The sequence below is a fragment of the Actinomyces sp. zg296 genome, assembly GCF_009829695.1.
In the GTDB taxonomy this organism is placed as follows: Bacteria; Actinomycetota; Actinomycetes; order Actinomycetales; family Actinomycetaceae; genus Actinomyces; species Actinomyces marmotae.
In genome coordinates this window covers 101,409-127,724 of the sequence record NZ_VWPG01000004.1, presented here as the reverse complement: position 1 = coordinate 127,724, position 26,316 = coordinate 101,409, and the positions used below count along the sequence as shown (strand labels likewise).

Genomic DNA, 26,316 nt, shown 5'->3' with positions numbered 1-26,316 from the left:
GGGCGCACCCGTCAGGCGGCGAGCAGCGGCTGGCAGACGGCGTCGGCGGTGACCTCCGTCGGGCCGAGGATGCCCTGAGCGCCCAGGAACTCGATCATGGTGGCCGCCTTGGCCCGCTCGAGCGCCCCGATGGTGGTGTCGGAGCCCTGAGGGGCGATGAGTTCTGCCGTGGCCACGGCGACGGCGCGGGCCTGCGCGGCCTGCGCGTCGTCCACCAGGTCGGGCACGTACTGGCGGGTCGAGGCCACTGCGGCATCGGGGTCGGCCACGAAGGCGGCCATGCCACGCGAGGAGGCCATGACGGCGTCGGCGAGCTCGGCGCGGCGCGCCTCCAGGACCGCCCGCGTGGTGACCAGGGAGGCGCCGATGAGGGGGACGTCATCACCGATGGGGATGGTGCGCACGGCCACTCCCGCCTCCTTGAGCCCGACGGCGTCGTTGTTCGAGAAGCCGATGATCGCGTCGGGCCTGGAGGCGTCCCCCGCGCTGGGCTTGGGCTGGGCCAGGGCGGCCTGCTGGGTGAAGCCGATCTCGAGGATCGTCAGGTCGGATTCGCTCAATCCGGCGCTCCGCATCGCCACCTGGAGGGCGTACCAGTTCTCCCCCGTGCGCCCGGGCAGACCCACGACCCGGCCCTTGAGGTCGGCCAGCGAGGCGACGGCGGAGTCCTCGCGGGCGATGACGCATCCCGGGTGGCGCTGGTAGTAGCCGCCGATGACCACCAGCGGCGAGCCGTTGGAGGCCGCGACCACCGCCTCATCGGCCCCGGCGATGACCATCTGCTCGGTGCCGGCCAGCAGCGCGTCGAAGAGCCCCTCGGAGCCGCCGTGGTGGCGCAACTTGACGGCCGGCTCGTAGTCCTTGTTGGCCAGGGCCATGTAGAAGGGCGCGAACTGGATGTTCGGCGTGTAGGTCAACCCGATGGTCAGCGGGCCGCCCGTCGCCGCGCCGCCGGGCCGGAGGGCCTGGGAGGCGGTGCCCGACGAGCAGGCGGCCAGGGCGCCGCCCCCGGTCAGGGCCAGGGCGGAGGCGATGAGGCCCCTGCGGGTGAGACGGGGGCGGGAGGACTGTCTGGTCACGGTGTTCTCCTTGAGTGGCACGGGTCGCGGGGCAGTTCGGTCAGCGGTCGGGGCTCAGGTGGCGCGCCGCCCGCGCAGGGCGGCGACGGTCCGGCTGCGGTGCTCGGCGACCAGCAGCAGCCAGTGGACGGTGGTGGCCATAACGCACAGCAGGGTGATGGTGGCGAACAGGCCGGTGGTGTCGACGGCGTCGCGCTGGATGGACAGCAACTGCCCCATGCCGTCGCCGCCCATGACCATCTCGCCGATGACGGCGCCGGTGATGGACAGGGTGAAGGCCGTGCGCACGCCGGCGAGGATCGCCGGCAGGACCATGGGCGCCTCCATGTGGATGATCATCGTCCAGCCGTGCGCGCCGTCGAGCCGGGCCGCGTCGAGCACGTCGGCGTCCAGTCCGCGCAGGCCCAGCAGGACGGTGACAGTGATCGGGAAGAAGACCATGAAGGCGCACAGGACGACGATCGGCACGGTGCCGTAGCCGATCCACAGGACGAGCAGGGGGGCGATAGCGATCGCGGGGACCGCCTGGCTGGCCGCCACGTAGGGCAGCACCGCGCGGCGGAAGAGCTCCCAGTGGTGCAGCATCCAGGCCAGGGGGATCGCGAAGGCGGCCGCGCTGGCGCAGCCCAGGACCGCCTCGCGGAGCGTCACCCAGGCGTAGTCCAGCAGGCCGGCTCTCGTGGTGGCCAGCCACAGGCGCTCCAGGACCCGCAGCGGGTCCGGCAGGAGGATCTGCGGGATGGCGCCGCCGCGGGAGAGGGCGAGCCAGAGCAGCAGAACGACGGCGCCCACCAGGAGCGCGGGCAGGGGTCCGCCGCGCTCGTCGCTCCGGCGCCTGCCGCGCCACGAGGGTTGTTCCGCGCTCGTGACGCTGGGACTGCTGCCGCCTCGCACCTCGGTTCTCCTCCGGGCTCTCCCCCGGTGGCCCCGGGGGCGCTCTCCGGGGTGGTGGGCCAGCGGCGCTCAGGGCGCGGCTCCCGTGGCGGCTGGCGCTGGTGGCGCCTACACGTGGCCTATCCGGCCCACGCGGCCGCCCCGTGCTTCCTCCCATCCGGACTCTCACCGTCGGTGCCGGAATTCCACCGGCTCAACCGAGCCGTCCCGCCCGGCGGGCGGAGGGCTCGGGTCGCGGACTCTCACCGCCGGCTCGGATTTCCACCGACCCCGGAGCACGTTGCTGGGGTGACTCTACCCCGAGGAGGCCCGCGCCGCCCAACGGCGCCGCGGGGGCGAGACATCCACGCATCGGCCCCGTGACGAGGCCGGCCAGGCGCGCCGGGGCGCCGTGGGATCGGCGAGGGCGAGGTTCCGGATCTACCATCGGGAGGAGTGAGCCGTTCCCTCTTTCGCCCCGGAGGTCGTCATGCCGCCCAACGCTGAGACGGCGTCGTCCCACGCGGCGGGACCGGCGCTCCTTTCCTCACTCCTCCCCACGGCCTGCCTGCTCCTGGTCACCGCGATCTGGGGATCGACCTTCTTCATGCTCAAGGACGCCCTCGACCACGTGGGGGCGGCAGACTTCCTGGCGGTGCGCTTCGCGATCGCGGGCGGCGCGGCCTGCGCGCTGTCGGGGCGCCGACTACGGGCGCTGAGCCGCGCTCAGGCGCTCACGGGGATCGGCGTGGGCGCGGTCTACGGGCTGGCGCAGATCGCGCAGACGGTGGGGCTGCGCTACGCGCCGGCCTCGACGGCGGGCTTCATCACCGCCCTGTACGTGGTCATCACGCCGATGCTCGCGCTGGTCCTGCTACGCGCGCGCGTGTCCCGGGCAACGTGGGTGGCGGCCGTTCTGGCGCTTGGCGGGGTCGGCGCGCTGAGCCTCGACGGCCTCGCCCTGGACGCGGGCATCCCACTGCTCCTGGCCTCGGCGTTCCTCTACGCGCTGCATATCGTGCTCCTGGGCCGCCTCGTTAAGGGGCGGGACCCCCTGAGCCTGACCGCGCTGCAGATGCTCGGGATCTGCGCCGTCCTGTGGCCGGCGGCGCTGCCGGGAGGGGTACGGGTGCCGATGACGTGGAGCGTGTGGGGCCCGCTGCTGTGGATGGCGCTGGCCTCGGGCCTGTTGGCCCTGCTGGTCCAGACCTGGGCGCAGGCGCGGATGAGCGCGGTCCGCGCCGTGGTGGTCATGACCTTCGAACCGGTCTTCGCCTCGCTGTTCGCCATCCTCGCCGGTCAGGAACCCATGACCTGGCGCCTGCTGGTGGGCGGCGGCCTGGCGCTGACGGCGATGCTGCTCTCCGAGCTCGGGCCCGTGGTCCGCGCCGAGGGCCTGGCCCGGCGGGGCGGTCGGGCGGCCTCAGAGATCCGCTCCGCCTGAGTCCAGCGCCTCCACTCCAGCGAGGGCGAGCTCGGCGAGGACCGCCGGCGCGCTGCCCTCGCTCACGGGCGCGGTGAGATCGGTGAGAACCCGGGTGGTGTATCCCAGGGCCGCCGCCTGGAGGGCGGTGGCGCGCACGCAGTAGTCGAGGGCGAGCCCGGCGACGTCGACCGCGCCGATGCCGCGCTCGCGCAGCCACGGGTCGAGGTAGGTCCCGGCGGTCGGCGCGTCAAGGCCCTCGAAACCCGAGTAGGCCGCGGAGTACTGGCCCTTGTAGAAGGCGGTGGCCCCCGGCGCGGCGGAGGTGATCTCGGGCCGCAGGGCGGCGTCGTCGGTGCCGGCGGCGGCATGGACGGGCCAGGTGTCCACGAAATCGGGGTGGGTGGAGAAGTGGTCGCCCGGCTGGATGTGCCAGTCCTGGGTGGTGACGATCACGGCGTAGTGGGCGCCCGCCCCGCCGTTGAGCCAGGCGGCGATGCGCCCGGCGACGGCGGTGCCACCCGTGACGGCCAGGTTGCCGCCCTCGCAGAAGGTGTTCTGCACATCGACGATGATGAGCGCGCGTTTCATCATCGTGCTCCCCTCTCCGACGGCGCATCGCCGTCATGCCTAACGTATCGGCCTTGGCGCGGAGGCGGTAGCCTCCCGGCGGGCGCAAAGCGCGTGATCAGGCACCGGCCCACAGGACGATGGCGGCGGCCCAGTCCCCGTCATGGGTCAGGGACACCGGCCAGTGCCCCGGGGAGGCCGCCCCGGGCCCGAGACTGGACTCGACGGCGTCGGCGATGGCGCCGGTCAGGCTCAGCGACGGGCGCCCCCAGCGGTCGGAGACGATCTCGATCTCGCGCCAGTCCACGGACTCCGGGGCGATGACCGGCGCGGTGCCGCCGCTCCCCCGGCCGTCCCGGGCCCTGGCGACGAGCGCCTGGCTCCAGGCCTTGATGAAGGACTCCTTGGCGGCCCACCTGGCGGCCAGGGGCTCGGCGACCAGCGCGCCGGTGCGATCAGCGCGGCGCTGGGCCTCACGCAACTCACGAGCGGTGAAGGCCCGCTCGGCGAAGACGGTCCCAGGGATCGTCAGCTGGTGCGCCAGGCCCGGCACGTGGACGAGGTCCATGCCCACCGCGCCCGCGATGCCCGTGGGAGCGTCTGGGCCCCCGGGGCCGCCGTCACCGGGAAGCCGGGGCAGGCGGGGCGCCTCAGGCACGGGAGGCGGCGACGGCGCGGGAGAACTCCTCGTCGACGTCGGGGTGCGGGGTGCCCAGGCGGGAGACGCCCCAGGCCACGGCCAGATTCGTCAGGAAGCCGGGGATGATCTCGTACAGGTCGAAGATCCCGCCGGGGCCGCCGTCGACGTTGCCCCAGATGATGACCATGAGGGCGCCCGCGGCCATGCCCGCCACGGCTCCGACGGAGGTCAGGCCGCGCCAGTAGAGGCTCAGCAGGACGGTCGGGCCGAAGGAGGCCCCGAAGCCGGCCCAGGCGAAGGCGACGAGGGCGAGGATCGTGTCGTTCTGCTCCCAGGCCATCACCGCCGCGACGAGGGCGACGGCGAGCACCGCGCTGCGCGACATGATGATGAGGTGCCCGCCCGAGGGGGGGTTCCTGCGCAGCGCCCGGTAGAGGTCCTCCACGAGGGCCGAGGAGGTGACGAGCAGTTGGGAGGAGACCGTGGACATGATGGCAGCAAGGATCGCGGCGAGCATGAAGCCGGCGACGAGCGGGTGGAACATGAGCTGGCCGAGTTCGATGAAGACGGCCTCCGGGTCCGCCAGGCGCGAGGGGTCGCGCCCGTACTCGGCCACGCCGACCACGGCGGTGCCGGCGGCGCCGGCCACGGCGAAGAGCATCCAGCCGATCCCGATGCGCCGGCCTTGGACGGCCTCGCGCGGGGTACGGATCGCCATGAAGCGCACGATGATATGGGGCTGGCCGAAGTAGCCCAGGCCCCAGGCCAGCGCTGAGATGACGCCGATGGTGGACACCGAGGGGCCCCACAGGGCCCAGTAGCTGGGATCGACCTCGCTGACCCGCTCGACCAGCTGGGAGGCGCCTCCGGCGCGCGCGATCCCCACGATGGGCACGGCCAGGAGCGCGGCGACCATCATGAGGCCCTGGACGAGGTCCGTCCAGGACACCGCGAGGAAGCCCCCCACGAGCGTGTAGAGCACGGTGATCGCGGCGACGAGCGTCATGCCGAGCCGGTAGTCCATTCCGAAGGAGGACTGGAAGAAGACGCCTCCGGCCACCATGCCGGAGGACACGTACAGGGTGAAGAAGACCAGGATGATGAGCCCGGAGGCCCAGCGCAGCATGCGCCTGGGGTCGTGCAGGCGGTTGTCGAGGAAACTCGGGATCGTGATGGCATCCCCGGCGACCTCCGTGTAGGCGCGCAGCCGTGGCGCGGTCACCTTCCAGTTGACCCAGGCGCCGATGGTCAGACCGACGGCGATCCAGGCCTCCACAAAGCCCGAGGCGTACAGGGCACCGGGAAGGCCCATGAGCAGCCAGCCGGACATGTCCGCAGCGCCCGCCGACAGGGCGGCGACGAAGGGGTTGAGGTCGCGCCCGCCGAGCATGTAGTCATCGATGTCGTTGGTGCGGGTATAGGCCCACAGGCCGATCATGATCATCGCGACGAAGTAGATGATCATGGCGATCGCCTGATAGGTGGTCTCGCTCACGGGGGCCTCCAGGAGGGTGGTTGGTGCTGGGCGATTCTCGGGCGCTCGTCATCAGCGACGGCGCAGCATCCCAGCACGTGAGAAGAGTAGGACCGAAGTCCCTGGATGTCCTGGGGTGTGTACGGGCGCGGGCCCGGCGGTCCCCTGAGGGGATCGCCGGGCCCGCGCCGAGCGGGGTCACTCCCCCGCGTGGTAGACGCCGTCGGCGCCCAGTCGCGCCTCGGGGTCCAGGAGCATGGCGGCCTCGACCTCATGCGGGTCGCGGTTCTTGCTGGCCTCTCCGAGGCGGCGTCCCTGGACCTGCTCGAAGAGCTCGACACGGCCGATCATGCCGGCGCGGCGGCGGCGCGTGCCCGCGGCGAGGCGGGCGTTGGCCGAGGCGAGCCAGGCGTCAACGGCCTCCTGACCGCCGGCCTTGCGCAGGGCGGCCTCGAAGGCGCCGGGGTGGACCAGGGCGATGAGCCCGGAGACGTGCCCGAAGCCGAGGGAGGTCAGCAGGCCGGCGCGCACCGGGCCGGCGCCGGGCACGCGCCCCGACTCCCCTCCGCGGCCGGCGAGCCGCATCGGGGTGCGCGGCCACACCCAGAAGGCGTCCTTGGCCAGCGGGGCGTCGACGACGTCGAGGGAGGCGTTGCCGGGAGCGACGCCGGTGGCCAGGATCTCGGTGAGGCCAGCGACCTGGAAGACCGCGGCGCCGCCCTTGGCGTGGCCGGTGATGGTCTTCTGGGAGACCGCCACGAGCGGGTTGCCCTCGGAGCGTCCCAGGGCCCGCGCCAGGCGGGTGTGGAGCTCGGACTCGTTGGGGTCGTTGGCGCTCGTGGAGGTGTCGTGCTTGGAGACCAGGGCGATGTCGTCGGCCTCCACCCCGAGCGAGCGCAGGGCGCGTGCCAGGCGCGAGTCGGTGCCGCCGCGGCCGGCTCCCAGCGCCCCCAGGCCCGGGGCCGGGATGGAGGTGTGAGCGCCGTCGGCGTAGGAGGAGACGAAGCCGACCACGCCGGCCACGGGTAGGCCCAGGCGCGCCGCCACGGAGGCGCGGGCCAGGATGACCGTCCCGCCGCCCTCGGCCTCGACGAAGCCGCCGCGGCGGCGGTCGTTGGCCCGCGAGAAGTGGCGGTCAGAGATGCCCTTGGCGCGCATGGCGGCCGCCTCCGCGGTGGCATTCATGTTGCCGAAGCCGACGACCGACTCGATCGAGATGTCGTCGATGGCGCCGGCGATGACGACGTCGGCCTTGCCCAGGGTGATCTTGTCCCAGCCGTCCTCGATGGACACGGCCGCGGTGGCGCAGGCGCTCACCGGCTGGACCATGGAGCCGTAGCCGCCGATGTAGGACTGCATGACATGCGCGGCGACGACGTTGGGCAGGGCCTCCTGGAGGATGTCGCTGGGGCGCTCCTCACCCAGCAGGCGGCCAACGAACATCTTGCGCATGGACTCCATGCCTCCGAAGCCCGTGCCCTGCGTGGAGGCCACGTCGGAGGGGTGGACGGCGGTGAGCAGCTCGGCCGGGGTGAAGCCGGCGGCGAGGAAGGCCTCGACGGCGGTCACCAGGTTCCAGGAGGCAATGGTGTCCATGCCCTGGACCATGGCCGCCGGGATGCCCCAGCGCTCGGGGTTGAAGTCCACCGGGAACTGGCCGCCCACGGTGCGCGACAGAGCCGCGCGGCGCGGGACGCGGGCCAGCGACCCGGCCAGGCGGGTGACGGTCCACTCGCCGGTCTCGGCGTCGGGGGCCACGAGGGTGTGCTCGGGGTCGGAGGCCTCGATGGTGCGGGCCGTGGCCTCGTCGGGCACGCTCAGCGTGATGTCGTGGTCGAGGTAGACGGCGACCTCCTCGTCGGCGATGGTGGCGATGACGCCGTCGTCGACGAACTCGCGGATGCCGCAGCGGGCCACGACCTCGTCACGGTAGCGGGTCCAGATGTCCTCCTCGGGGACGCGCTCGCCGTCAGTGTCGTACCAGCCGGCCTTCGGCGAGTCGTACCAGGTGAGCAGGCCCATGCCCCAGGCGAGCTCGAGGACGCCCGCGGCGGTGAGATCGACGTCCTCCCCGCCGCTCATGCCCAACTCCGCCTCGCGGCGGGTGCGGCCCGAACCCCAGGTGGAGATCTCACCGGTGGAGACGATGACGACCATGTCGTCCAGGTCGGCCTCCACGTCGCCCCACTGGGGGGCCGTGGGCTGGGTGGGCACCACCGGCGAGGGCAGGGCGCGGATCTCGGCGCGCTGCTCGGCGGGGGCGGCCTTGGCGGCCGCCAGGGAGGCGGCGGCGGACTCGCGCAGGGCGACGAGGTCGAGGCCGTCGCCCAGGCCCCCGGTCAGGTCGGCCTCGACAGGGCGCTCGGCGGCCCTGGTGCGGGCGGCGTGGTCGCACAGGCTCATGAGTTCGGCGGCCATCTCCTCGGTGGACCAGGTGCGCACCCCGGCGGCCTCGACGGCCTCGACCAGCGGGTCGTTGCCGCCCATGAGGCCGGTGCCGCGGACCCAGCCGATGCGCGGGTGGGCCAGGGTGACCCGCCCGGACCAGGCAGACTCGGAGGACCAGCGGTTGACGATGGCGTCGAGCGCGGCCTTGACCTCACCGTAGGCGCCGTCACCGCCGAAGGTGCCGCGGTTCGGGGAGCCGGGCAGGACGACGTGCAGGCGGTGGTCCACATGCGTGTCGGTGCCGATGGCGCTCAGCGCGGCGATGCTCCGCTCGACGCTCCACAGCAGGAGGCGGGTCTGGGACTCGGCGGCGGGGCCGGCGTCGGCGAGGGTCCCCATGACCCGGGGGGCCGCGAAGGGGAACAGGAGGGTCGGGACGAGGGCCTCCTTGACGATGGTGGTCTTGCCCCCCTCGGTGACGGCCTGCTCGTTGCCGATCCAGTCGGCCAGAGCGTCGACGTCGCGGTAGGAGGCGAGGTTGGCGGGCACGATCCACAGGCGGGCGCCGGCGGAGGCGTGCTCGCGGTACAGGCGCGTGGCGAAGGCCAGGCGCTCGTGGCTCAGCCGCGAGGAGGTGGCCACGACCGTCGCGCCGCCCGCCAGGAGCTCACCGGTGACGGCGGCGGCGATGGAGCCGGGGGCCACGCCGGTGACCACGGCGACGTCGTCGGCCCAGCGGATGGCCGCGTCGCCCTGGGCGGCGGTGGCGCGGGCGGCGGAGGCCAGGGAGGCGGCCAGGGCCGCGCGCTCCTCGCGGTCGGCGAGCCCGCCGGCGCGCAGGATGCGAGCCCACCAGTCGGCCTGATCGGCGACGGCCTGGCCCAGGCCCGTGAAGGCCTCGGGGCGCAGGAGGCGGTGGGCCTCATCGAGGTCGAGCTCGCCGTTGCCCAGGCGGGCCAGGTCCTCCCGGGCGCTCGCCCAGCGGTCGTCGATGAGGACGGCGCGGGCAGGCTCGAAGGCCGGGGTGACGGACTTGACCCAGCCGGAGCCGAGCTCGGCATCGATCGCGGCCAGGGCGGCGCGGGTGGCGACGGCCTCGTCGTCGGCGTCCGCGGGGATCGTGACCCTCTCGGACAGCCCCAGGGCGTCGAGGATGGTGCGGGCGGTAGCGGCCAGCACGCCGGAGGAGCCGGTGACGGTGGCGGCGAAGGCGTCCAAGGCAGCGGAGTCGACCACCGCTCCCCCGGCGCCACCGGCGGCGGAGGGCTTGGCGACGCTGACCCCGTGGGCGCCGGCGACCGCCTGGACGGCGGAGTCGATGAGGGCGTCGACGGCGCCGGCGCTGGTCAGCGGCGCGGAGGAGCCGAGGCTGGCCAGGTCGTCGCCGCGCATGGAGGCTCCCTCACGGGTTCCCAGCATGAGCTCGGCGGTGACGTGGGAGACCCATCCGTCGCCCAGGCCCCAGGTGCCCTTGACCCGCTCGCCCACGCGCGCGGCGCGCACGCCCGAGGGGCCGAGGATGCGGCCCAGGCTCGTGCGGATGGCGTCGGACAGGACCGGCCCGAAGGCCTTGTACCCGGGGGCGCCCTTGGCGACCGTGGCGGCCAGGGCCGTCATGTCGGCGTCGGCGGCGCCGTCGATGCTGGCGAGCTGAAGCTCGGTGCCCAGGTCCATGAGGAGCTGGTTGCGCCGGGAGGAGACACCGTTGGTGAGGGTCTCAGTGGTGTCCGTGGCTCCGATCTGCTCGGGGCGGATCCGCGAGGCGTGGGCCAGCAGGACCGTCAGGGCGTCGGTGGCGCCGAAGGGCAGGTCGTCCACGGGGCCACTGGCGGCGGGCGCCGCGGCGGCGGGCTCAGCGGCCGGGGCGGGGGCCGCCTCGACCGGCGCCGTCTCGGCAGCCGTCTCGGGCGCCGGGGCGGGGGCCGACTCGGGGGCCTCCTCGACCGGCTCGGCGAGCTCGACGGCCGGGTCGGTGTCGGTGGCGAGCACGCGGGCCTCGTCGCGGCGGGCGTTGTGGACGGTCACGTGGCGCCCGGCGTGGGCCGGGAGCTTGAGGGTGTTGCTGGCCAGGTTCGCCAGGGTCGGGGAGGCCGCCAGGCCCACCTCGACGACGCGCTCGATGCCGAGCCCGCCCTCGGCGGGCGAGCGCAGCAGCACGTCCTGCGTCTCGATCCAGCGCACCGGGGAGGCGAACTGCCAGGCCAAGAGCTCGATGAGCAGAAGGCGGCCGAGCTCGGTGCGGCGCGCCGACCAGCCGTCCCAGTCATCCAGGGCGGCGCGGACCGGCTCGGAGGGCACGACCTCGAGGATCGAGGCGGCGAACTCGCGGGTCAGCGCGAAGGGGCGGGCCACGAGGTTGGGCACGTAGCAGTTCTCGAGGCGGTCGACGTCGAGGTCGGCCGGGACGAGCTGCTCAAGGCGGGCGCGGAACTCGGCCACACCGGGGCGCAGGACCTCGGAGTGGAAAGGCACGTCGATACCGGGCACGAGCATGAAGGGGTTCTTGCCGCCGCGGGCCTTGGCCTTGGCGCGCGCGTCGGCGGCCAGGGCGTCCAAGCCCTTGATGGTCCCGGCGATGGCGTACTGCACGCCGGCCAGGTTGTAGTTGACGATCTGCAGGAACTCACCGGTCGCCTCGGAGATGGAGGCGACGTAGGACTCGACGTCCTCGGCGCGGATGCCGGCCTGGTTGGGGCGCAGCGCCCCCATCCGGTAGTTGGAGGCCCCGGTCTCGTCGCGCGGGACGAGGGAGTGCATCGTGGAGCCGCGCTGGAAGACGATGGAGATGGTGGTCTCCACCGGCATGACTCGCCCGTAGGAGGACAGGGCCGTGTACTCGCCCAGGGAGTGCCCGGCAAAGGCGGCGCCCTCGACGAGCGCCCCGGCCTCGGCCAGGCGAGCCGTGGAGGCCATGGCGACGGTGGCCAGGGCGACCTGCGTGAACTGGGTGAGGTTGAGCAGGCCCTCGGGGTGGCGGTAGGTCACGCCCCGGGCGGTCATCTCGGTGGGGTTGTCGCGCACGAGGGCGATGACGGAGAAACCGAGCTCGGCGCGGGTGTGGGCGTCGGCCCGCTCCCAGACCTCGCGGGCGGCCCTGGATGAGGCGCGCTCATCGAGTCCCATGCCGGCGCTCTGAATGCCCTGGCCGGGGTAGATGTAGGCGGTGGGCTCGGGCAGGGTGACGGCGGTGCCGCGTGAGACGACCTCGCCGTTGACTCGGCATACGGCCTCCAGGACGTAGCCTCCGCCGCGCACGAGCCCCGTGCGCTCCACGCTGATCTCGACGTCGTCGTTCAGCTCGACGGGGCCGGTCATGACGTAGGTCCAACCGGCGAGCTCGTGGTGGGTGCCGTCGGCCGCGGCCGCGGCGGCGACCTGCTGGGCGGTGGCGGACAGCCACATGCCGTGGACGAGCGGGGCGTCCATGCCGGCGACCCTCGCGGCGTGGTAACTGGTGTGGATGGGGTTGAAGTCGCCGGTGACGCGCGCGAAGGCCGTCATGTCGGCGGGCGCGGTGGCGGTGACGCGGCGCAGGAGGCGGCGGGCGGCCGGCGCGGTGGCGCGGCCGGTCCCGCCGGCGGGCTCGGGGGCCGAGGGGACGGCTGAGCCGGAGGCGCGGCCGCGGATGGCGAAGCGCTCGCGCAGCAAAGCGATGAGTTCGCCGTCGTCATCGCCGCCGGAGCAGTCGGTCATCTGCAGGCGCACGTCGACCACGCGACCGGCGCTGGACTCCTCCAGCGCGGCGACCCAGCCGTCGACCTGCACGCGGGCGCCGGCACCCGCCCAGGCCTCGAGCTCGGCCAGCGGGCGGCGCAGGTCGATCGTGTGGTCGAGGTGGACGGCGCCGAGCAGCCCCTCGATGAGCGGCATGCCGTCCTCGATGACGCTGCCCAGGGCCGCGTAGACGACGGGCCAGGCCGGGCCGAGGAGGGCATCGGGCACCAGCGGCGCGGCGGACAGGTCCGTGGGCAGCGCGTCGGCGGTCACGGCGGCGTGGTCGTGACCGAGGGTCTCCGCCAGCGTGAACTGGGCGTGGACGGTGCCGAAGGGCTGGGTGACCGGGCGGCCCAGGGCGTCGGTGGCGCCGTCGGCGGCGGGGCGCACCTCGGGGAGCCGCTCGACGAAGCCGCCGGTGATGGAGGTGGCGCCCACGCCGGCGGTGACCCGCAGGAGGTCATTCATGGTCTCGCTGATGCGGCCGGGGTCCACCAGGGGGACGGCGCCGTCGGCGGCGCGGGCCAGGCGCAGCGGGATGACGAGGCGGCGCACGGCGTGGATGGCGTCCCCGCCGGGGGTGGAGTCCCAATGCGTGTCGAGGTGGATGTCGAGGTCGTAGGCGTCGGCCGCCACGTCGGGGCGGGCGGTGACGGTGTAGGCCTCGTCGGGCAGGACCCGGGCGGGGTTGATGGACAGGTGCCCGTTCCACAGCACGTGCGGGGAAGTGCGCACGAGGGCGAGGGCGTCGGCCACGGGGGCGGAGTCAGGCCCCCAGCCGGCGCCGATGCGGCCGGCGGCCTCGCCCGGCTGGGCGCCGGCGGCCGTCAGGGCCTCGACGGCGGCGGTCTCGAAGCGGCCGAGAAGCTCTCCGACAGGCTCGTTGATGGTGGTGATGCCGGCCACCGCCACGGGGCCGGGGATGATGCGGACCTGGTCGGCGGTGTACCGCGGGTCCTGGGACTGCCACAGGGAGTCGGTGCCCCACCAGCGCAGGATGTCAGCATCGACGACGGGCACGAAGGGCACCGGCTTGGGGTGCTTGCGGCACAGGTCGACGAACCAGGCGGCGTCGACGGGCTCGACGCGGGTGGTGGCGGCGCTCGGGTAGGCGCCCGCGAGGGCGGCCAGGGCGGCGTCGGAGTCGATGACGTCGTCGTAGTCGGCGAAGAGCGTGACAATGGAGCCGCGGTCCGCGGGCGACAGGCGGGCCTCGACGCGGTGCAGGAGGTCGAGGAAGCGGTCGTACCAGCCCTCGTCGGCCCAGTCGGCCTCGACGGCGGCGCGCCCGTCATGAGGCGCGACGCACAGTTCGGCGTAGCGGGTGGCCCACTCCAGGTAGGTCATGGTCTCGACGTCGCCGAAGTAGGGCTTGGCGGTGCGCGAGAGGGCCTCGATCATCTCCTCGCGGCGCTCGGCCATGGCGGCCTCGTCGCCAGCGAGCTCCTGGATGAGGCGGGAGGCGCGGGCCGAGGAGTTGTCGATCTCGTAGAGGTCGGCGCGCAGGTGGGACAGGCCCGAGGTCATGCCGCCAATGGAGGCCCCGGAGGCGACCCATCCGCCCTCGTCGGCCGGGTCGATGCCGGGGGTGTCGACGAGCAGCTGCTTGACGTCGTCGTTGGTCTTGGCCTCCAGGCAGGTCATGGCGGCTGTGCCGACCATGACGCCGTCAACGGGGGCCGCGGCGGTGCCGTAGGCCAGGGCCCAGCGGCCGGTGAGGTAGTCGGCGGCGCGCTCGGGAGTTCCGATGCCCCCGCCGACACACAGGACGACGTTGTCGACCGCGCGGATGGCGTCGTAGGTGGCCAGGAGCATAGTGTCCAGGTCCTCCCACGAGTGGTGCCCGCCGGCGTGGCCGTCCTCGATCTGCATGATGACGGGGGTGTCCTCGTTGGCGCGGGCGATGGCCAGGACCTGGCGGATCTGGTCGACGGTGCCGGGCTTGAAGGCGATGTAGGGGAAGCCCTCGGCGTGGAAGCGCTTGAGCAGGGCCGTGGCCTCCTCCAACTCGGGGATACCCGCCGAGATCGTGATGCCGTCCACGGGGGCGCCGCCGATGCGGGCCTTGGACAGGAGCCGCTGGGCGCCCAGGTGGAGGTTCCACAGGTAGCGGTCCATGAACATGGCGTTGAACGCGGCGGTCCGGCCGGGGTCGAGGAGCCTGGTGAGCTCGGCGATGTTCTCGGTCAGGACCGGGCCGGTGGTCTGCCCGCCGCCGGCGAGCTCGGCCCAGTAGCCGGCGTTGGCGGCGGCGGCGACGATGGCCGGGTCGACGGTGGTGGGGGTCATGCCGGCAAGCATGACGGCGCTGCGGCCGGTCAGGCGGGTGAAGGCGGTGTCCACGGTGAGGCGCCCGTCGGGCAGGCGGGTCAGGCGCGGGGCGAAGCGGGAGCGGTCGACGGTGCGGGTGGGCTCGGCGCCCTCGCGGTCGAGCTCGTCGAGGGCGGTGGCGGTGCCAGCGGCCACGATGGTCGAGCCGGTGCCGGCCAGGACGGCCTCGGTGAGGCGGGAGAGCACGGCGCCGGGGCCGAGGTCGACGACGGTGCGCACCGGGGTGCCCTCTGCGCTGGCGGCCTCCAGGGCGCCGGTGACGGTGGCGGGCCAGTCGACGACGTCGATGAGGACGGCCGCGGCGAGCCGGCGGGCCGCGGCCTGGTCGAGGCCGCAGCGGCCCGCCCAGTCCACGACGTCCTCGACGGCGGGGGCCAGCAGCGGGGTGTGGAAGGGCACGGAGGTGGCCAGGAACTCGGTGACGGGAGCGAGGACGGCGCCGCCGAGGCGGCGCTCCTTGCGGGCCTTGGCGCTGCGCGCGGCGGCCGCCTCCAGGGCCGTGACGACCTGCTCAAGGTCGGCGGGGCGCCCGGAGAGGATGTGGGCCTGGCGGCCGTTGATGACGCCGACCGAGATGCCCGCGGCCGCGGGGACGCGCGCGAGCACGGCGTCGAGGACCTTGCGGGTCACGCCGCGCACGGAGAGCATGGGGGTGGACTCGCCCACGGTGCCCAGGTCGAGGCGGCGGGTGGCGCGGGCGGCGGCGGCGCCGATGAGTCGGGCGATGGCGTGGATCTCGACGGCGCGGTCCTCGCTCTGGTCAGCGGGGCCCTGAAGGGCCTTTAGCAGGGCGGCGCCGAGGACGCCCTGGGAGTGCCCGATGACGCCCGCGGGGCGCGAAGCGGCCTCACCGACGGCGTCGAGCCCGCACGAGCGCATGGTGTCCAGGGCGGCGTGCTGGGCCAGGAGGATGCCGGGGACGGAGACGTCCGCGGTGTCCGCGGCGGCGGCGCCCCTGCCGGAGGGGGCCGGGATGATGGGCGCGGCGGCGTCGTCGAGGAGCCGGGCCCCGCGCGGGGAGATGGTGAGCAGCTCGGTGGCCACCGGCGCCAGGCGCTGCGCGACGGCGGCGTCGATGGAGGCCAGGCGGGCGGAGAGCGCGCGGTCCAGCCCAGCGAGCTCGGACAGGACGGCGCGCCAGGGGGTGGCTTGGCCGCCGAAGGCCAGGACGTAGGGCTCGCCGGCGCTCAGGCGGGCGGCGGTGGTGCGGGGGATCGCGGTGGTGGAGTGGCTCATATCTTCCTCGTAGTGGCGGGACTGGGTGGTCATGCTGGTCTGGGCGGCGCGCGGGGCGAGCGGCCCCGCGGCGCGGTCGCCGCCGCTGGCCGGCGCCGCGCCCTGGTTCGGGGGTCTCATAGGGGGACGTTGTCGTGCTTCTTGTGGCCCTCGGCCCTCGCGCCGCGCTTGCCGCGCAGGGCCGCCAGGGACTCGGCGATGACGGCGCGGGTGTCCTCGGGGGCGATGACGGCGTCGATCTCCCCGATGGCCACGGCCTTGTCCGGGTTGATGACGGCGTCGGTGTAGGCAGCGGTCAGGCGCTCCTGCTCGGCGGCGGCGGCCTCGTCACCGGACTCGGCGCGCACGGCGGCGAGCTCGCGGCGGTGGATGATGCCCACGGCCCCGGCGGCGCCCAGGACGGCGATCTCGGCTCCGGGCCAGCAGAAGTTGAGGTCGGCGCCAATGGCCTTGGAGCCCATGACGATGTAGGCGCCGCCGTAGGCCTTGCGCAGGATGACGGTCACCAGGGGGATGGTGGCGGTGGCGTAGGCGTTGATGACCTTCGCGCCGCGGCGGATGATGCCGGCGTGCTCCTGCTCGGCGCCGGGCCGGTAGCCGGGGACGTCCACGAGGGTGACCACGGGTAGGCCGAAGGCGTCGCAGAAGCGCACGAAGCGGGCGAGCTTCTCGGAGGCGGCGGTGTCCAGGGTGCCGGCGTCGACGAGGGGCTGGTTGGCGACGATGCCCACGGGGCGGCCCTCGAAGCAGGCGAAGCCGACGACGACGTTGGGCGCGTACTCCTCCTGGACCTGGACGAGCTCGCCGTGGTCGACGATCGCCGAGATGACGTCGACGACGTCGTAGGCCTGGCGGGTGGAGGCCGGGACGAGGGCGCCGACCCGCGCGGCCGAGACGGCGTCCTCCTCGCGGTCGGAGGCGGTGTACTCGTACATCGGGGCCTCGAGCTCGGCCGAGGAAGGCAGGTAGGCCAGGAGGGTGCGCACCTGGTCGAGGGCATCCGCCTCGTCCTCGGCGACGTAGTGGACGACCCCGGAGACACTGCCGTGGACGCGGGCCCCGCCCAGGTCCTCGGCGCTGATCGACTCACCGGTGACGGCGCGCACGACGTCGGGGCCGGTGACGAACATGTGGGAGGCCTCGCGGGTGGCGATGACGAAGTCGGTCAGGGCCGGGCTGTAGACGGCGCCGCCGGCGCAGGGGCCGAGGATGACGCTGATCTGGGGCACGAGGCCGGATGCGGCGCAGGTGCGGTTGAAGATGCGCCCGTACTGGCGCAGGGCACCCACGCCCTCCTGGATCTTGGCGCCACCGGAGTCGATAAGCCCGACCACGGGGATGCGCAGGCGCAGGGCGTCGTCGAGGAGGCTGACGATCTTGTCCCCCTCCACCGAGCCCAGGGCGCCGCCGGAGACGGAGAAGTCCTGGGAGTAGACGGCGACCTGGCGGCCGTCGACCTGCCCGAATCCGGTGACGACGCCGGAGGGGCAGGCCTTGGCGCCGGCGCCGGAGCCGGTGTAGCGACCGATCTCCAGGAAGGTCCCCTCGTCGAGGAGGGCGTCGATGCGCTCCCGGGCGGTCTGCTTGCCCTTGGCGTGCTGGCGGGACGCGGCGATCTCCTCGGCCTGCGCGTCAACGCGGGCGATGCGCTCGCGGAAGGCCTGGGTGGCCGCTGAATCGGCCATCGTCGAGCCCCCGCCGGCCGCGGGGGTGGCGCCCGTGGCGGGCGCCGGGTTGGCGGTGTTTGTCATGGCTCAGGCCTCCTTCTGGCCGGTGGCGGCCTCGCGGGCGAAGCGGATGAGGACGTCCCCGGCGCTCACGGTCGTCCCGGCGCCCACGGCGATCTCCTCGACGACGCCGTCATAGGGCGCGTGGACGTAGTTCTCCATCTTCATCGACTCCAGGACGATAAGGAGGTCGCCCTCGGCCACCCGCGCGCCGGGCTCGACGCAGATGCGGGTGATGATGGCCTGCATGGGCGCGGCGATGACGCCATCGGCGGTCTCGGGGCCCTCCGCGCCGACGCGGGCGGCGCGCGCACCGCGGCCGCGCAGGGGCTGGCCCCGGTGGGCGCGGTGCGAGCCCCCGCCGGGGCCCGCCAGGCCCCCGCGGTGGCCGTGCCCGCCGAAAACGCCGTCGGGGATCGTCAGGGAGACCCGCTGGCCGTTGACCTCGATGATGTAGGTGGAGCGGGTGCGGGTGGAGGCCGCGGCCGGGGCGGGGGCCTGGCTGCCCGCGGCGACGGGGCCGGCGGTCGCGCTGCCGTCCCCCTGGGCGCCGGTGGCCAGTCCCGGCAGGACATCGTTCTCGATCCAGCGGGTGGTGACCCCGAGGAGGCCGGAGGCGTTCGGCTGGGTGAAGGCGGGCAGGCCCAGGACGGCCTCGTGCAGGGCCGTGCACACGGTGACGCCCTCGACGACCGTCTCGGCCAGGGCGCGGCGCGCGCGGGCGAGGGCCTGCTCGCGCGTGGCGCCGGTGACGACGATCTTGGCGAGCATGGGGTCGAACATGGGGGTGACGACGTCGCCCTCGACCACCCCGGACTCGATGCGGATGCCGGGGCCGGCGGGCCAGCGCAGGCGGGTGATCGTGCCGGTGGAGGGGGCGAGCCCGGCGGCGGGGTCCTCGCAGGTGATGCGCAACTCGATGGAGTGCCCGCGCACCGGCAGGACCTCGCCGAGGTCGCCGCCGGCGGCGATGCGCAGCTGGGTCTCGACGAGGTCGGTGCCGGTGACCTCCTCACTCACGCAGTGCTCGACCTGCAGGCGGGGGTTGACCTCGAGGAACCACAGGTCACCCTCGGGGGTGAGCAGGAACTCGCAGGTGGCCACGCCCACGTAACCGACGGTCTCCAGGAGGCGCCGGGAGGAGTCGACGAGGGCCTCATGGATGCCCTCGGGCAGGAAGGGGGCGGGCGCCTCCTCGAGGAGCTTCTGGTTGCGGCGCTGGAGGGTGCAGTCGCGGGTCGACACGACGGCGAAGTCGCCGTGGGAGTCGCGCGCGCACTGGGTCTCGATGTGGCGGGCCGCGGTGACGAAGCGCTCGAGGATGAGGGTGCCGCCCCCGGCGCTGGCCGACTCGAACGCGGGGGTGCTGCGGGCCTCGTCGTCGTTGGATAAAACCGTGATGCCGCGGCCGCCCCCGCCGTCGGTGCGCTTGAGGGCGACCGGGTAGCCGTGCTCGGCGGCGAAGCCGATGACGGTGGAGGCGGAGGTGACGGGCTCGGTGATCCCGGGCACGGGGGCGACGCCGGCGCGCTCGGCGGTGGCGCGGGCGCTCATCTTGTCCCCCAGGGCGTCCATGGCCTCGGGGCTGGGGCCGACCCAGGTGATGCCGGCGTCGACGACGGCGCGGGCGAATTCGGCGTTCTCGGACAGGAAGCCGTAGCCGGGGTGGATGGCATCGGCGCCGGTGGCGCGGGCCAGGGCGAGGATGGCGTCGGCGTGCGTGTAGCCGGATCCCTCGGGAAGGGCGTGGGCCTCGTCGGCGAGCTCGGCGGCGGGGCTCATGAGGTCCTCGGGCGTGTACGGCAGGATCGAGGTCCCTCCCAGGTCCCTGACGGTGCGGATGACTCTCAGGGCGATCTCGCCGCGATTGGCGATGAGGACGCGGGAGGGGTACTGACCGTGTGTCACCAATGGCTCCTTGGGGCCGTCGCTGGTCGGGCCGATCGCCGCCCCTCCCCCGGTGGGCGCGGGAGGCGGCGGGCTCGGGCCGGGCTGCCGGCGGTGTCTGCGTCGCATCCCGGCGGGTGTCGGGCGCGGACCGCGCGGGAGGCCTGTCGAAACAGACAGCCCCTGCGGTCATGCCCCACGCTACGTCCCAGGCCCGTCGAGAACCGATTGTGGAATCCTCACAAACACGCTCGGAGGCCTTGAAGCAGCGTGATCGTCCCGAGACATTCCGCGCCAGGACAGGGAAAAGTCATCCTGAGACGCGCGTCTCACGGGCGGGGCGAGGCGCCCGTCACGGCGTGTCGGGCCGCGGCACCGGGCGGCCGCCTGAGAGGAATCCCCTACGAGAGCGGCTCGCGATACCCTGTCGAGATCGGCCCGATCGCACTGGTCCATTCTGGCCCCGTTCGGTCGCGGCGCAGTGGCATGCATCTTCGGGAAGTGAGGACCATGTTCCGGCGCGAGCCCGCACAGAGCCTTCGAGGCGAGTTGGCCTCGATCGATGAGCCGATCGCAGCGCACCCACTGTCTGATCCCTCGATCAGGCGCGCTCACGAGATCATCGAGAGCCATGGGCCTGGGGGCGTCGAGGCGATCGCCGCGGAGCTGGAGAGCCTTGGGCTGCCCTCGCTCGATGAGGTGGGAACGATCCAGGCCGAGCACACCGCAAGCTGGTGGCGCCTCCACCGCAGGCGCAGGAGGCTGACGAGGCGGCTCGGCATCACCGACTGACAAGCGCCCCACCGCCGCGCGCCGCGTCGGCCCGGGCGAGATGTTCGGCGTTGAGGAGGGAAGGGTAGATCGCGGGCGCGGCGGTCATGGCGGATTCTCCTCAGTGGGACATCAGGGCTGGTGGTCCCTGATCGGCCTGCCGTCCCATCGGCCCCCATGAGGAGCAGAACAAGCGCTCGTACAGGTCGGTCAGAACGTGGCGTCACTGGGCTCGCAGCGTTCCCGCGCTGCCGGAGTCGAGGATCTTGTGGCCGGTAGCCTCAAGCCCCAGGTCAGAAGTCGGCGTGGATCATCCGCCAGTAGGCCCCACACGCCGCGGGAGCCACCCAGGCCAGGGCCTCGACGTACGTCATCCCGGGACTATCCCACCACGAAGACCATATCGCGAAGTCTCCTCCGAGCAGCCGAGTGAACACAGCATTCGGCAGCACCGCGTTGACCCACTCTGGCAGGAGAAGACCCCCCGATCCACCGCCGGTTAGGAGCCATGGCACGAGGATGAGCAGCAATTGCCCACCGCCGATGACGAGCAGGGCCAGGATCATGGCGCTGAGCGCCGAGCGGAGCAGCACGCTCAAGAACCCTCCGACGAGTGCGACCAGGGTCAGCAACAGTCCCATCCGCGCTGCCAGCGCAATGCTCTCCGCTGTGCTGAGCGGCGTCCCTTCAAAGTTCGTGTAGGGATTGCTCACCGCTATCATCGCGAGCATGGCCACCACCACGGGGAGCGCGGCCATCACCGTCACGCAGCACACCTGAGCACCCAGCAGACGCCGCCGGTCGGCGGCCGCGACCAAACTCGCCACGATTGCCCCAGACGGGTACTCCGCCCCCATAACGCATACGCCCAGGAGCATGGCGAGCATCGATGCCGTCTGCGGCCCCGGCACTCCGACGGCGTAGGAGAACACGCATACGGCAACCACCGTGGCGCCCATAACGACCCAAACCGTCAACGAGCACGCGGCCTTGTACAACTCTGCGAGAAACACACGCCCAAAACCCGGCCTCGTCGTGACCCTCATCGTGGCACCTCCCCTTCGCGGCTCCGCGCAACCGCATCGAAGTAGAAATCGGAGATCGTGCCCCTTGAGGCGGCTGCCTCCTCGATACCTACCCCCGCCTCGGCCAGGGCACGGATCGCCTCGTCCAGGCTCACGCCGATGACGAACCAGGAGTCGCGCCCCGCTCGCTCAACATGCCAGCCCCGCCGAGCCGCCACACTGCTGAAGCGCTCCGAATCATGAACCCGCAGCCGCGCCCCTTGGACTTGCCGGAGGTCCGCCACGGGTGTGTCTGCGACAACACGCCCTTCGTTGAGCACGATCACGCGGTCGCCCACCGACTCCAGTTCCGCCAGCAGGTGGGACGAGACCAGAACAGCCCGCCCCTCGCGAGCGAGATCCCTCAACAGGTTGCCGAGCCACCGGACACCCTCCGGGTCCAAGCCAACGAACGGCTCATCCAGGATCAGGTTGTCAGACTCTCCGAGCAGTGCAGCAGCGATCGACAGCCGCTGCCGCATTCCGAGGGAGTACGCTCTCACCCGCCGCCGAGCGGCGTCGCCCAGCCCTGCTTCACCCAAGCAAACCGGTACGCGAGAGGTGCTGACCCCCATCGCCAACGCGAGCGCTTTGAGACTCTGCTCCCCTGTGCGCGAGCCGACCCAGTACTCCGGGCCGAATACGACACCGATCCGTCGGGCCCCTTCACGTTGATTCATGCGTAAACTTCCCGCATCCACGGCGATGAGCCCCAGGAGCGCCTTGATGACCGTCGTTTTACCCGCCCCGTTCTGCCCCACGAGGCAGGACACCTCTCCATCCGGGACCACGAAGGAAACCCCCTCCAGAGCGCGCACAGAACCGTACGACTTACTCACGTCACGGCATTCCATCACCATAAGACACCGACTTTCTCGACCGTCAGGATAGACAATATCCCTCCCCAATTCACCCCATCAGACTCACACTAAACCTCCGCCCCTCCTCCCAAATGAACCACCGAAGTCGCGCCGGTCAAAGTCGACGTTCGATGCGTCGCACAAATTATGGCAACCGACACTTTTCTTCTTCGCCTCGTCTGATCATTGAGGTAGACCGTAGCGTTAGCAGGCTGGCCGTGACAGTCATCACCGCAAGAACCTGATACACAGAACTTGACGAGACTCCATTGTGCGTTACAATCACTTCCGCCCCAAACCAAAGCGCTTGTACAATCGCAGCGATGCGAATACCCCTTATGTGTCGCCTTATCGCGTCGCCGGGGAGCATAAATATGATCATATACACGCCCGCCAAGAGGGCCGAAAACAACACAACGCCTATATACTGGATTGATGCAAAGCGTTCTGCGTTGGGACTAATCAACTCAGGGATCATGAAACGAAGAACCATTACCCCTGTGGCGACAAAACCGATTACCTGCAGCAGTCGCAGTACTTCCAGGCCGTCACCGCGTTTATCAACTCGTCGGAGACCGCTGAACACGCCTTTGAGTTCCATTTCCAGAAGTCCTTGATCGATGCGCCATTGCTATGAATCTATAGGTCTACTCGCGCTATGGGCGTCGGTGATAGTGCTAACGTACTCCATCTCGCTTTGAAGTCAAGGGTCGACGAGACTCATGAGGGATGCCCGTCAAAGACGGCTCGATGCCTCGTGCGCCAAGACATCCAGGGGGCAAGGGCGGGATGCTAGACAAGGCGTGCGCGGCGACCAACTGGAACCGGGGCAACGCCAGGCAGCGCCTGAGGGCGGTGGCCAAGCGCCCCACCGCGGCGCTCCGCGTCGGCCCGGGCCATGGCAGCGCCTCGGGCCGACGCGCCTCAGCGCATGTGGGCGGCGGCCAGCGCGCGCAGCTCGCCGATGGCGGCCAGCGCGTCGTCGGCGCCGTAGACGGCCGACCCGGCGACGAAGACATCGGCGCCCGCCTCGGCGGCGCGCTCGATCGTGGCCGCGGAGACCCCGCCGTCGATCTGGATGCTCACCTCCAGGCCGCGCTGGCCCACCAGGCGCCGGGCGCTCTGGATCTTGGGCAACATCGACTCGATGAAGGACTGACCGCCGAAACCGGGCTCGACGGTCATGATCAGGAGCATTTCGAAATCGCCGAGCACGTCGGCCACCGCCGCCAACGGGGTGGCCGGGCGCAGGGCGATGCCGGCGCGGGCCCCGAGGCGGTGCAGTTCCGCGGCCAGGCGGACAGGCGCCGTCGTAGCCTCGGCGTGAGCGGTGACGGTGGCGCACCCGGCCTCCGCGTAGGCGGGGGCCCAGCGGTCGGCGTCCTCGATCATGAGATGGGCGTCGATGGGCAGGCCCGTGCAGCCCAGGACGGCCTCGACCACCGGCAGCCCCCAGGACAGGTTGGGCACGAAGTGATTGTCCATGACATCGACATGGACGCCGTCGGCTCCCCCGGGCCCGCCGATGCGGGCGATCTCATCGGCCAGGCGCGAGACGTCGGCGTTGAGGATCGAGGGGTGGATCGCGGGCGTTGCGGTCATGACGGGGTCTCCTCAGTGAGGTATCAGGGCTGGTGGTGCGCGACTGGCCCGCTATCAGCGGTCGCGGCGCAGGAGGGCGCAGAACATGGCGTCGGTGCCGTCCAGGTGGGGCCAGAACTGGAGTTGGGCGCGGTCCGCTCCGGCGGGGGGCCGCGGCGCGATGCGGGTGGCGGCGTCGCCGGCGTGGAGCGTCTCGATGCTCATGCCGCCGCGCGTGGCGCGGCTCAGGGCGTCCTTGACGACGAGGCTGGTCTCCAGGGCGTGGGGCGAGCAGGTGACGTATGCGACCAATCCCCCGCGCCGCACGGCGGCAAGGGCGGACAGGAGCAGCTCGCGCTGGAGGGCGGCGAGCTCGGTGACGTCCTTGGGATCGCGGCGCCAGCGGGCCTCGGGGCGGCGGCGCAGGGAGCCCAGGCCCGTGCAGGGCGCGTCGACGAGGACGCGGTCGTAGCGCCCGGGCTCGTCCCGCCCGATCTGGCGCCCGTCCCCGCAGCGGATCTCGACGACGCCGTCGGGGATGGCGCGCACGGCGGCCTCGACGAGCCTGGCGCGGTGGGGCGCGACCTCGTTGGCGACGAGGCGAGCGCCCCTCTGCGCGGCCCGGGCGCCCAGGAGCGCCGCCTTGCCGCCGGGTCCGGCGCACATGTCGAGCCAGCGCTCGTCGCGCCCGGTGATCGCCGGCTCGCTGGCCATGAGGGCGACGAGTTGGGAGCCCTCGTCCTCCACGCCCGCGCGGCTGTCGCGCACCGCGGGGACGCGGCCGGGGTCGCCTCCGGCCAGGACCACGGCGCAAGGGCTGGTGTCCCCCAGGCGCGGCTCGTCGCCGACGGCGCGGCGGGCCTCGGCGGCCAGTCGCTCGGTCTCGACGAGGCCGGGGCGGGCGCAGAGCACCACCTCGGGATCGGCGTTGTCCGCAGCGAGGAGATCTTCGAGCTCACTGGGATCGCGCCCGCTCACCACGAGGGCCTGGCGCAGGGCCTTGACGATCCACACGGGGTGGGACTCGATGGCCGCCAAGGCGGCCAACTCATCGGGGGCGGCGGCCCGCAACTCGGCCAGCCAGGCATCGAGGTCCTTGGCGGAGACCTTCCGCAGGACGGCGTTGACGAAACTGGAGGCGCCGCGCCCCGCGGCGTGGGCGGCGAGCTCCACCGTGGCCGACACGGCGGCGTGGGCGGGCACGCGCATGCCGAGGAGCTGGTGGGCGCCCAGGCGCAGCGCGTCGAGGACGACGCCGTCGAGCTGGGCCAGGGGGCGGTCGACGCACAGGGCGAGGATCGCGTCATAGCGGCCCGCCAGACGCAGAGCCCCATAGGTCAGCGCGGTGGCGAAACCGGCGTCCCGGCGGTCGAGGCTCGCGGCGGCGAGGATTGGCGGGAGCACGAGGTTGGCATAGGCGCCGTCCTCGCGGACCCTCGTCAGGGCCTCAAGAGCCGCCAGGCGCGCGGCGTCGGGATTGGGGCGCGACCGCTGCGAGCCGCCGTCGTCCCGCGGGCCGCGCCCCCGCTGGGAGCCCTGGCGGGCCGGGTGATTGCGGCCGCCCTCGTTGCCGTGGCCGCGCTCGCGGCCCTGGCCTCGGCGCTGGGAGGCGGCATGGCCCCGCTGCTGGCCGCGACGGCCGCCTCCCCGGCCTTCTTGGCCGCTGCCGCTCCGTCCTTGGCCGCTGCCGCCCGCCCGCCCGGCCATCAGCGCTCGCCTCCCGGCATCGCCGTCGAGGCGGCCTGCTCGCCGAGGCGGGCGCCGGGAGCGGGCCTGGCGCCGCGGGCCCAGGCGGCCGCGTCCATCCAGTTCTTGCCGGCCGGCGCCACTTGTCCCAGGCGCAGCGTGCCGGCGCCCGTGCCCACGAGGACCTCCCGCTTGGTGACGCGCAGCTCACCGGGCGCGAGGGCGCCGGCGCCCGCATCGGAGGCCCCGGGAACGGGGGTGGCGGGCCCGAGGCGGAAACGGGCCCCACGATAGGTGCTGTAAGCGCCGGGCGCGGGGGTGACGCCGCGGATCTGGCGGTCGATCTCAGCGGCTGAGCGCTCCCAGTCGATGCGCCCGTCGTCGGGGGTGAGCATCGGGGCCAGGCTCACGCCCTCATCGGGCTGGGGGGCGGGCCGCGCGCCGCCGGCGGCGAGACGGGCGAGGACGTCGAGGACGAGGGGCGCTCCGGCGTGAGCGAGGCGGGCCAGCAGGTCCCCGGCGGTGTCAGTGGGGCCGATGGGCTCGGCCAGGCTCGCGTGGACGGGCCCGGTGTCCATGCCCGCCTCGAGGCGGAAGACGCAGGCGCCGGTGACGTCGTCGCCGTGGATGATCGCGTGCTGGACGGGGGCCGCTCCGCGCCAGGCGGGCAGGAGGGAGAAGTGGAGATTGAGCCAGCCGTGGGCGGGGACGTCCAGGAGGGCGGGAGGGACGAGCCGGCCGTAGGCGACGACGACGGCCGCGTCAACGCCCAGTTTGCGCACCCAGTCCTGGGTCTCGGGGTCCTTGAGGTTCACCGGGGTGCGCGTGTCAATGCCGGCCTCGCGAGCGACGGCTGCCACGGGCGAGGGGCGCAGGGCCCGGCCGCGGCCGGAGCGGGCGTCCGCCCGGGTGAGAACTCCGACGATCTCGTGCTCGGGAGAGTCCATGAGTGCCCGCAGCACGGGGAGGGCCGGCTCGGGTGTCCCGGCGAAGAGTATGCGCATGGGCGCCA

General features: G+C 72.9%; 15 protein-coding genes and 1 riboswitch. Of the genes, 2 read left to right on the top strand and 13 right to left on the bottom strand.

Annotation, left to right across the window (positions count from 1 at the left end; all coding sequences use genetic code 11):
* Positions 1-11: 11 nt before the first annotated feature.
* Positions 12-1,079, bottom strand: coding sequence for an ABC transporter substrate-binding protein (locus tag GVV76_RS04455; RefSeq protein ID WP_159625291.1), 1,068 nt, complete (start codon positions 1,077-1,079; stop codon positions 12-14).
* A 54-nt stretch (positions 1,080-1,133) separates the two neighbouring features.
* Positions 1,134-1,973, bottom strand: a complete 840-nt coding sequence (locus tag GVV76_RS04450; RefSeq protein ID WP_159625289.1) for an ABC transporter permease — start codon at positions 1,971-1,973, stop codon at positions 1,134-1,136.
* A gap of 140 nt (positions 1,974-2,113) precedes the next feature.
* Positions 2,114-2,255: riboswitch (FMN riboswitch) on the bottom strand.
* Between the two features lie 187 nt (positions 2,256-2,442).
* On the opposite strand from GVV76_RS04450, the gene GVV76_RS04445 reads away from it, so the two are divergent.
* The gene (locus GVV76_RS04445) at positions 2,443-3,396 is read left to right on the top strand and encodes a DMT family transporter (RefSeq protein ID WP_159625287.1); all 954 of its coding nucleotides are present in this window, start codon (positions 2,443-2,445) and stop codon (positions 3,394-3,396) included.
* On the opposite strand, the gene GVV76_RS04440 is transcribed toward GVV76_RS04445, so the two are convergent.
* The 6 genes from GVV76_RS04440 to GVV76_RS04415 all read right to left on the bottom strand — a co-directional run bounded on the left by GVV76_RS04440 (position 3,376) and on the right by GVV76_RS04415 (position 19,363).
* Positions 3,376-3,969, bottom strand: a complete 594-nt coding sequence (locus tag GVV76_RS04440) for an isochorismatase family protein (protein ID WP_159625285.1) — start codon at positions 3,967-3,969, stop codon at positions 3,376-3,378. The two genes, GVV76_RS04445 and GVV76_RS04440, sit on opposite strands and share 21 nt — an antisense overlap.
* A 94-nt stretch (positions 3,970-4,063) precedes the next feature.
* Complete coding sequence (locus GVV76_RS04435) at positions 4,064-4,603, bottom strand: holo-ACP synthase (RefSeq protein ID WP_413227748.1); 540 nt, start codon at positions 4,601-4,603, stop codon at positions 4,064-4,066.
* Positions 4,596-6,080 (bottom strand): sodium/proline symporter PutP, encoded by a 1,485-nt coding sequence (putP, locus tag GVV76_RS04430; RefSeq protein ID WP_159625283.1) that lies wholly within the window; start codon positions 6,078-6,080, stop codon positions 4,596-4,598. The genes GVV76_RS04435 and putP overlap by 8 nt, the downstream gene beginning before the upstream one ends.
* 177 nt (positions 6,081-6,257) lie before the next feature.
* The gene (locus tag GVV76_RS04425; protein ID WP_159625554.1) at positions 6,258-15,728 is read right to left on the bottom strand and encodes a type I polyketide synthase; all 9,471 of its coding nucleotides are present in this window, start codon (positions 15,726-15,728) and stop codon (positions 6,258-6,260) included.
* A gap of 116 nt (positions 15,729-15,844) precedes the next feature.
* Positions 15,845-17,413: an acyl-CoA carboxylase subunit beta gene (locus GVV76_RS04420; RefSeq protein WP_442858363.1), complete on the bottom strand. Its 1,569-nt coding sequence runs from the start codon at positions 17,411-17,413 to the stop codon at positions 15,845-15,847.
* A gap of 69 nt (positions 17,414-17,482) precedes the next feature.
* Positions 17,483-19,363, bottom strand: coding sequence for an ATP-binding protein (locus tag GVV76_RS04415; protein ID WP_159625279.1), 1,881 nt, complete (start codon positions 19,361-19,363; stop codon positions 17,483-17,485).
* Between the two features lie 480 nt (positions 19,364-19,843).
* On the opposite strand from GVV76_RS04415, the gene GVV76_RS04410 reads away from it, so the two are divergent.
* Positions 19,844-20,134: a hypothetical protein gene (locus tag GVV76_RS04410; protein WP_201292195.1), complete on the top strand. Its 291-nt coding sequence runs from the start codon at positions 19,844-19,846 to the stop codon at positions 20,132-20,134.
* A gap of 272 nt (positions 20,135-20,406) precedes the next feature.
* Here GVV76_RS04410 and GVV76_RS04405 read toward each other — a convergent pair whose 3' ends face one another.
* The 5 genes from GVV76_RS04405 to fmt all read right to left on the bottom strand — a co-directional run bounded on the left by GVV76_RS04405 (position 20,407) and on the right by fmt (position 26,308).
* Positions 20,407-21,159 carry a hypothetical protein gene (locus GVV76_RS04405; protein ID WP_159625277.1) on the bottom strand — a complete coding sequence of 251 codons (753 nt, stop codon included), beginning with the start codon at positions 21,157-21,159 and terminating at the stop codon, positions 20,407-20,409.
* A complete protein-coding gene (locus GVV76_RS04400; protein ID WP_159625275.1) occupies positions 21,156-22,016 on the bottom strand; it encodes an ATP-binding cassette domain-containing protein in 861 nt (286 codons plus the stop codon). Before GVV76_RS04400 ends, GVV76_RS04405 begins: the two co-directional genes overlap by 4 nt.
* A gap of 945 nt (positions 22,017-22,961) precedes the next feature.
* Complete coding sequence (gene rpe / locus GVV76_RS04395; protein WP_159625273.1) at positions 22,962-23,639, bottom strand: ribulose-phosphate 3-epimerase; 678 nt, start codon at positions 23,637-23,639, stop codon at positions 22,962-22,964.
* A 54-nt stretch (positions 23,640-23,693) separates the two neighbouring features.
* A complete protein-coding gene (locus GVV76_RS04390) occupies positions 23,694-25,325 on the bottom strand; it encodes an RsmB/NOP family class I SAM-dependent RNA methyltransferase (protein WP_159625271.1) in 1,632 nt (543 codons plus the stop codon).
* Positions 25,325-26,308, bottom strand: coding sequence for a methionyl-tRNA formyltransferase (gene fmt / locus GVV76_RS04385; protein ID WP_159625269.1), 984 nt, complete (start codon positions 26,306-26,308; stop codon positions 25,325-25,327). Before fmt ends, GVV76_RS04390 begins: the two co-directional genes overlap by 1 nt.
* Positions 26,309-26,316: the final 8 nt, after the last annotated feature.

Excerpts from the sequence above, each read along its gene's own strand:
- GVV76_RS04445 (WP_159625287.1), top strand. The coding sequence starts at position 2,443 with ATGCCGCCCAACGCTGAGACGGCGTCGTCCCACGCGGCGGGACCGGCG.
- GVV76_RS04440 (WP_159625285.1), bottom strand. The coding sequence starts at position 3,969 with ATGATGAAACGCGCGCTCATCATCGTCGATGTGCAGAACACCTTCTGC.
- GVV76_RS04425 (WP_159625554.1), bottom strand. The coding sequence starts at position 15,728 with ATGAGCCACTCCACCACCGCGATCCCCCGCACCACCGCCGCCCGCCTG.
- GVV76_RS04420 (WP_442858363.1), bottom strand. The coding sequence starts at position 17,413 with ATGGCCGATTCAGCGGCCACCCAGGCCTTCCGCGAGCGCATCGCCCGC.
- GVV76_RS04405 (WP_159625277.1), bottom strand. The coding sequence starts at position 21,159 with ATGAGGGTCACGACGAGGCCGGGTTTTGGGCGTGTGTTTCTCGCAGAG.
- rpe (WP_159625273.1), bottom strand. The coding sequence starts at position 23,639 with ATGACCGCAACGCCCGCGATCCACCCCTCGATCCTCAACGCCGACGTC.
- GVV76_RS04390 (WP_159625271.1), bottom strand. The coding sequence starts at position 25,325 with ATGGCCGGGCGGGCGGGCGGCAGCGGCCAAGGACGGAGCGGCAGCGGC.
- fmt (WP_159625269.1), bottom strand. The coding sequence starts at position 26,308 with ATGCGCATACTCTTCGCCGGGACACCCGAGCCGGCCCTCCCCGTGCTG.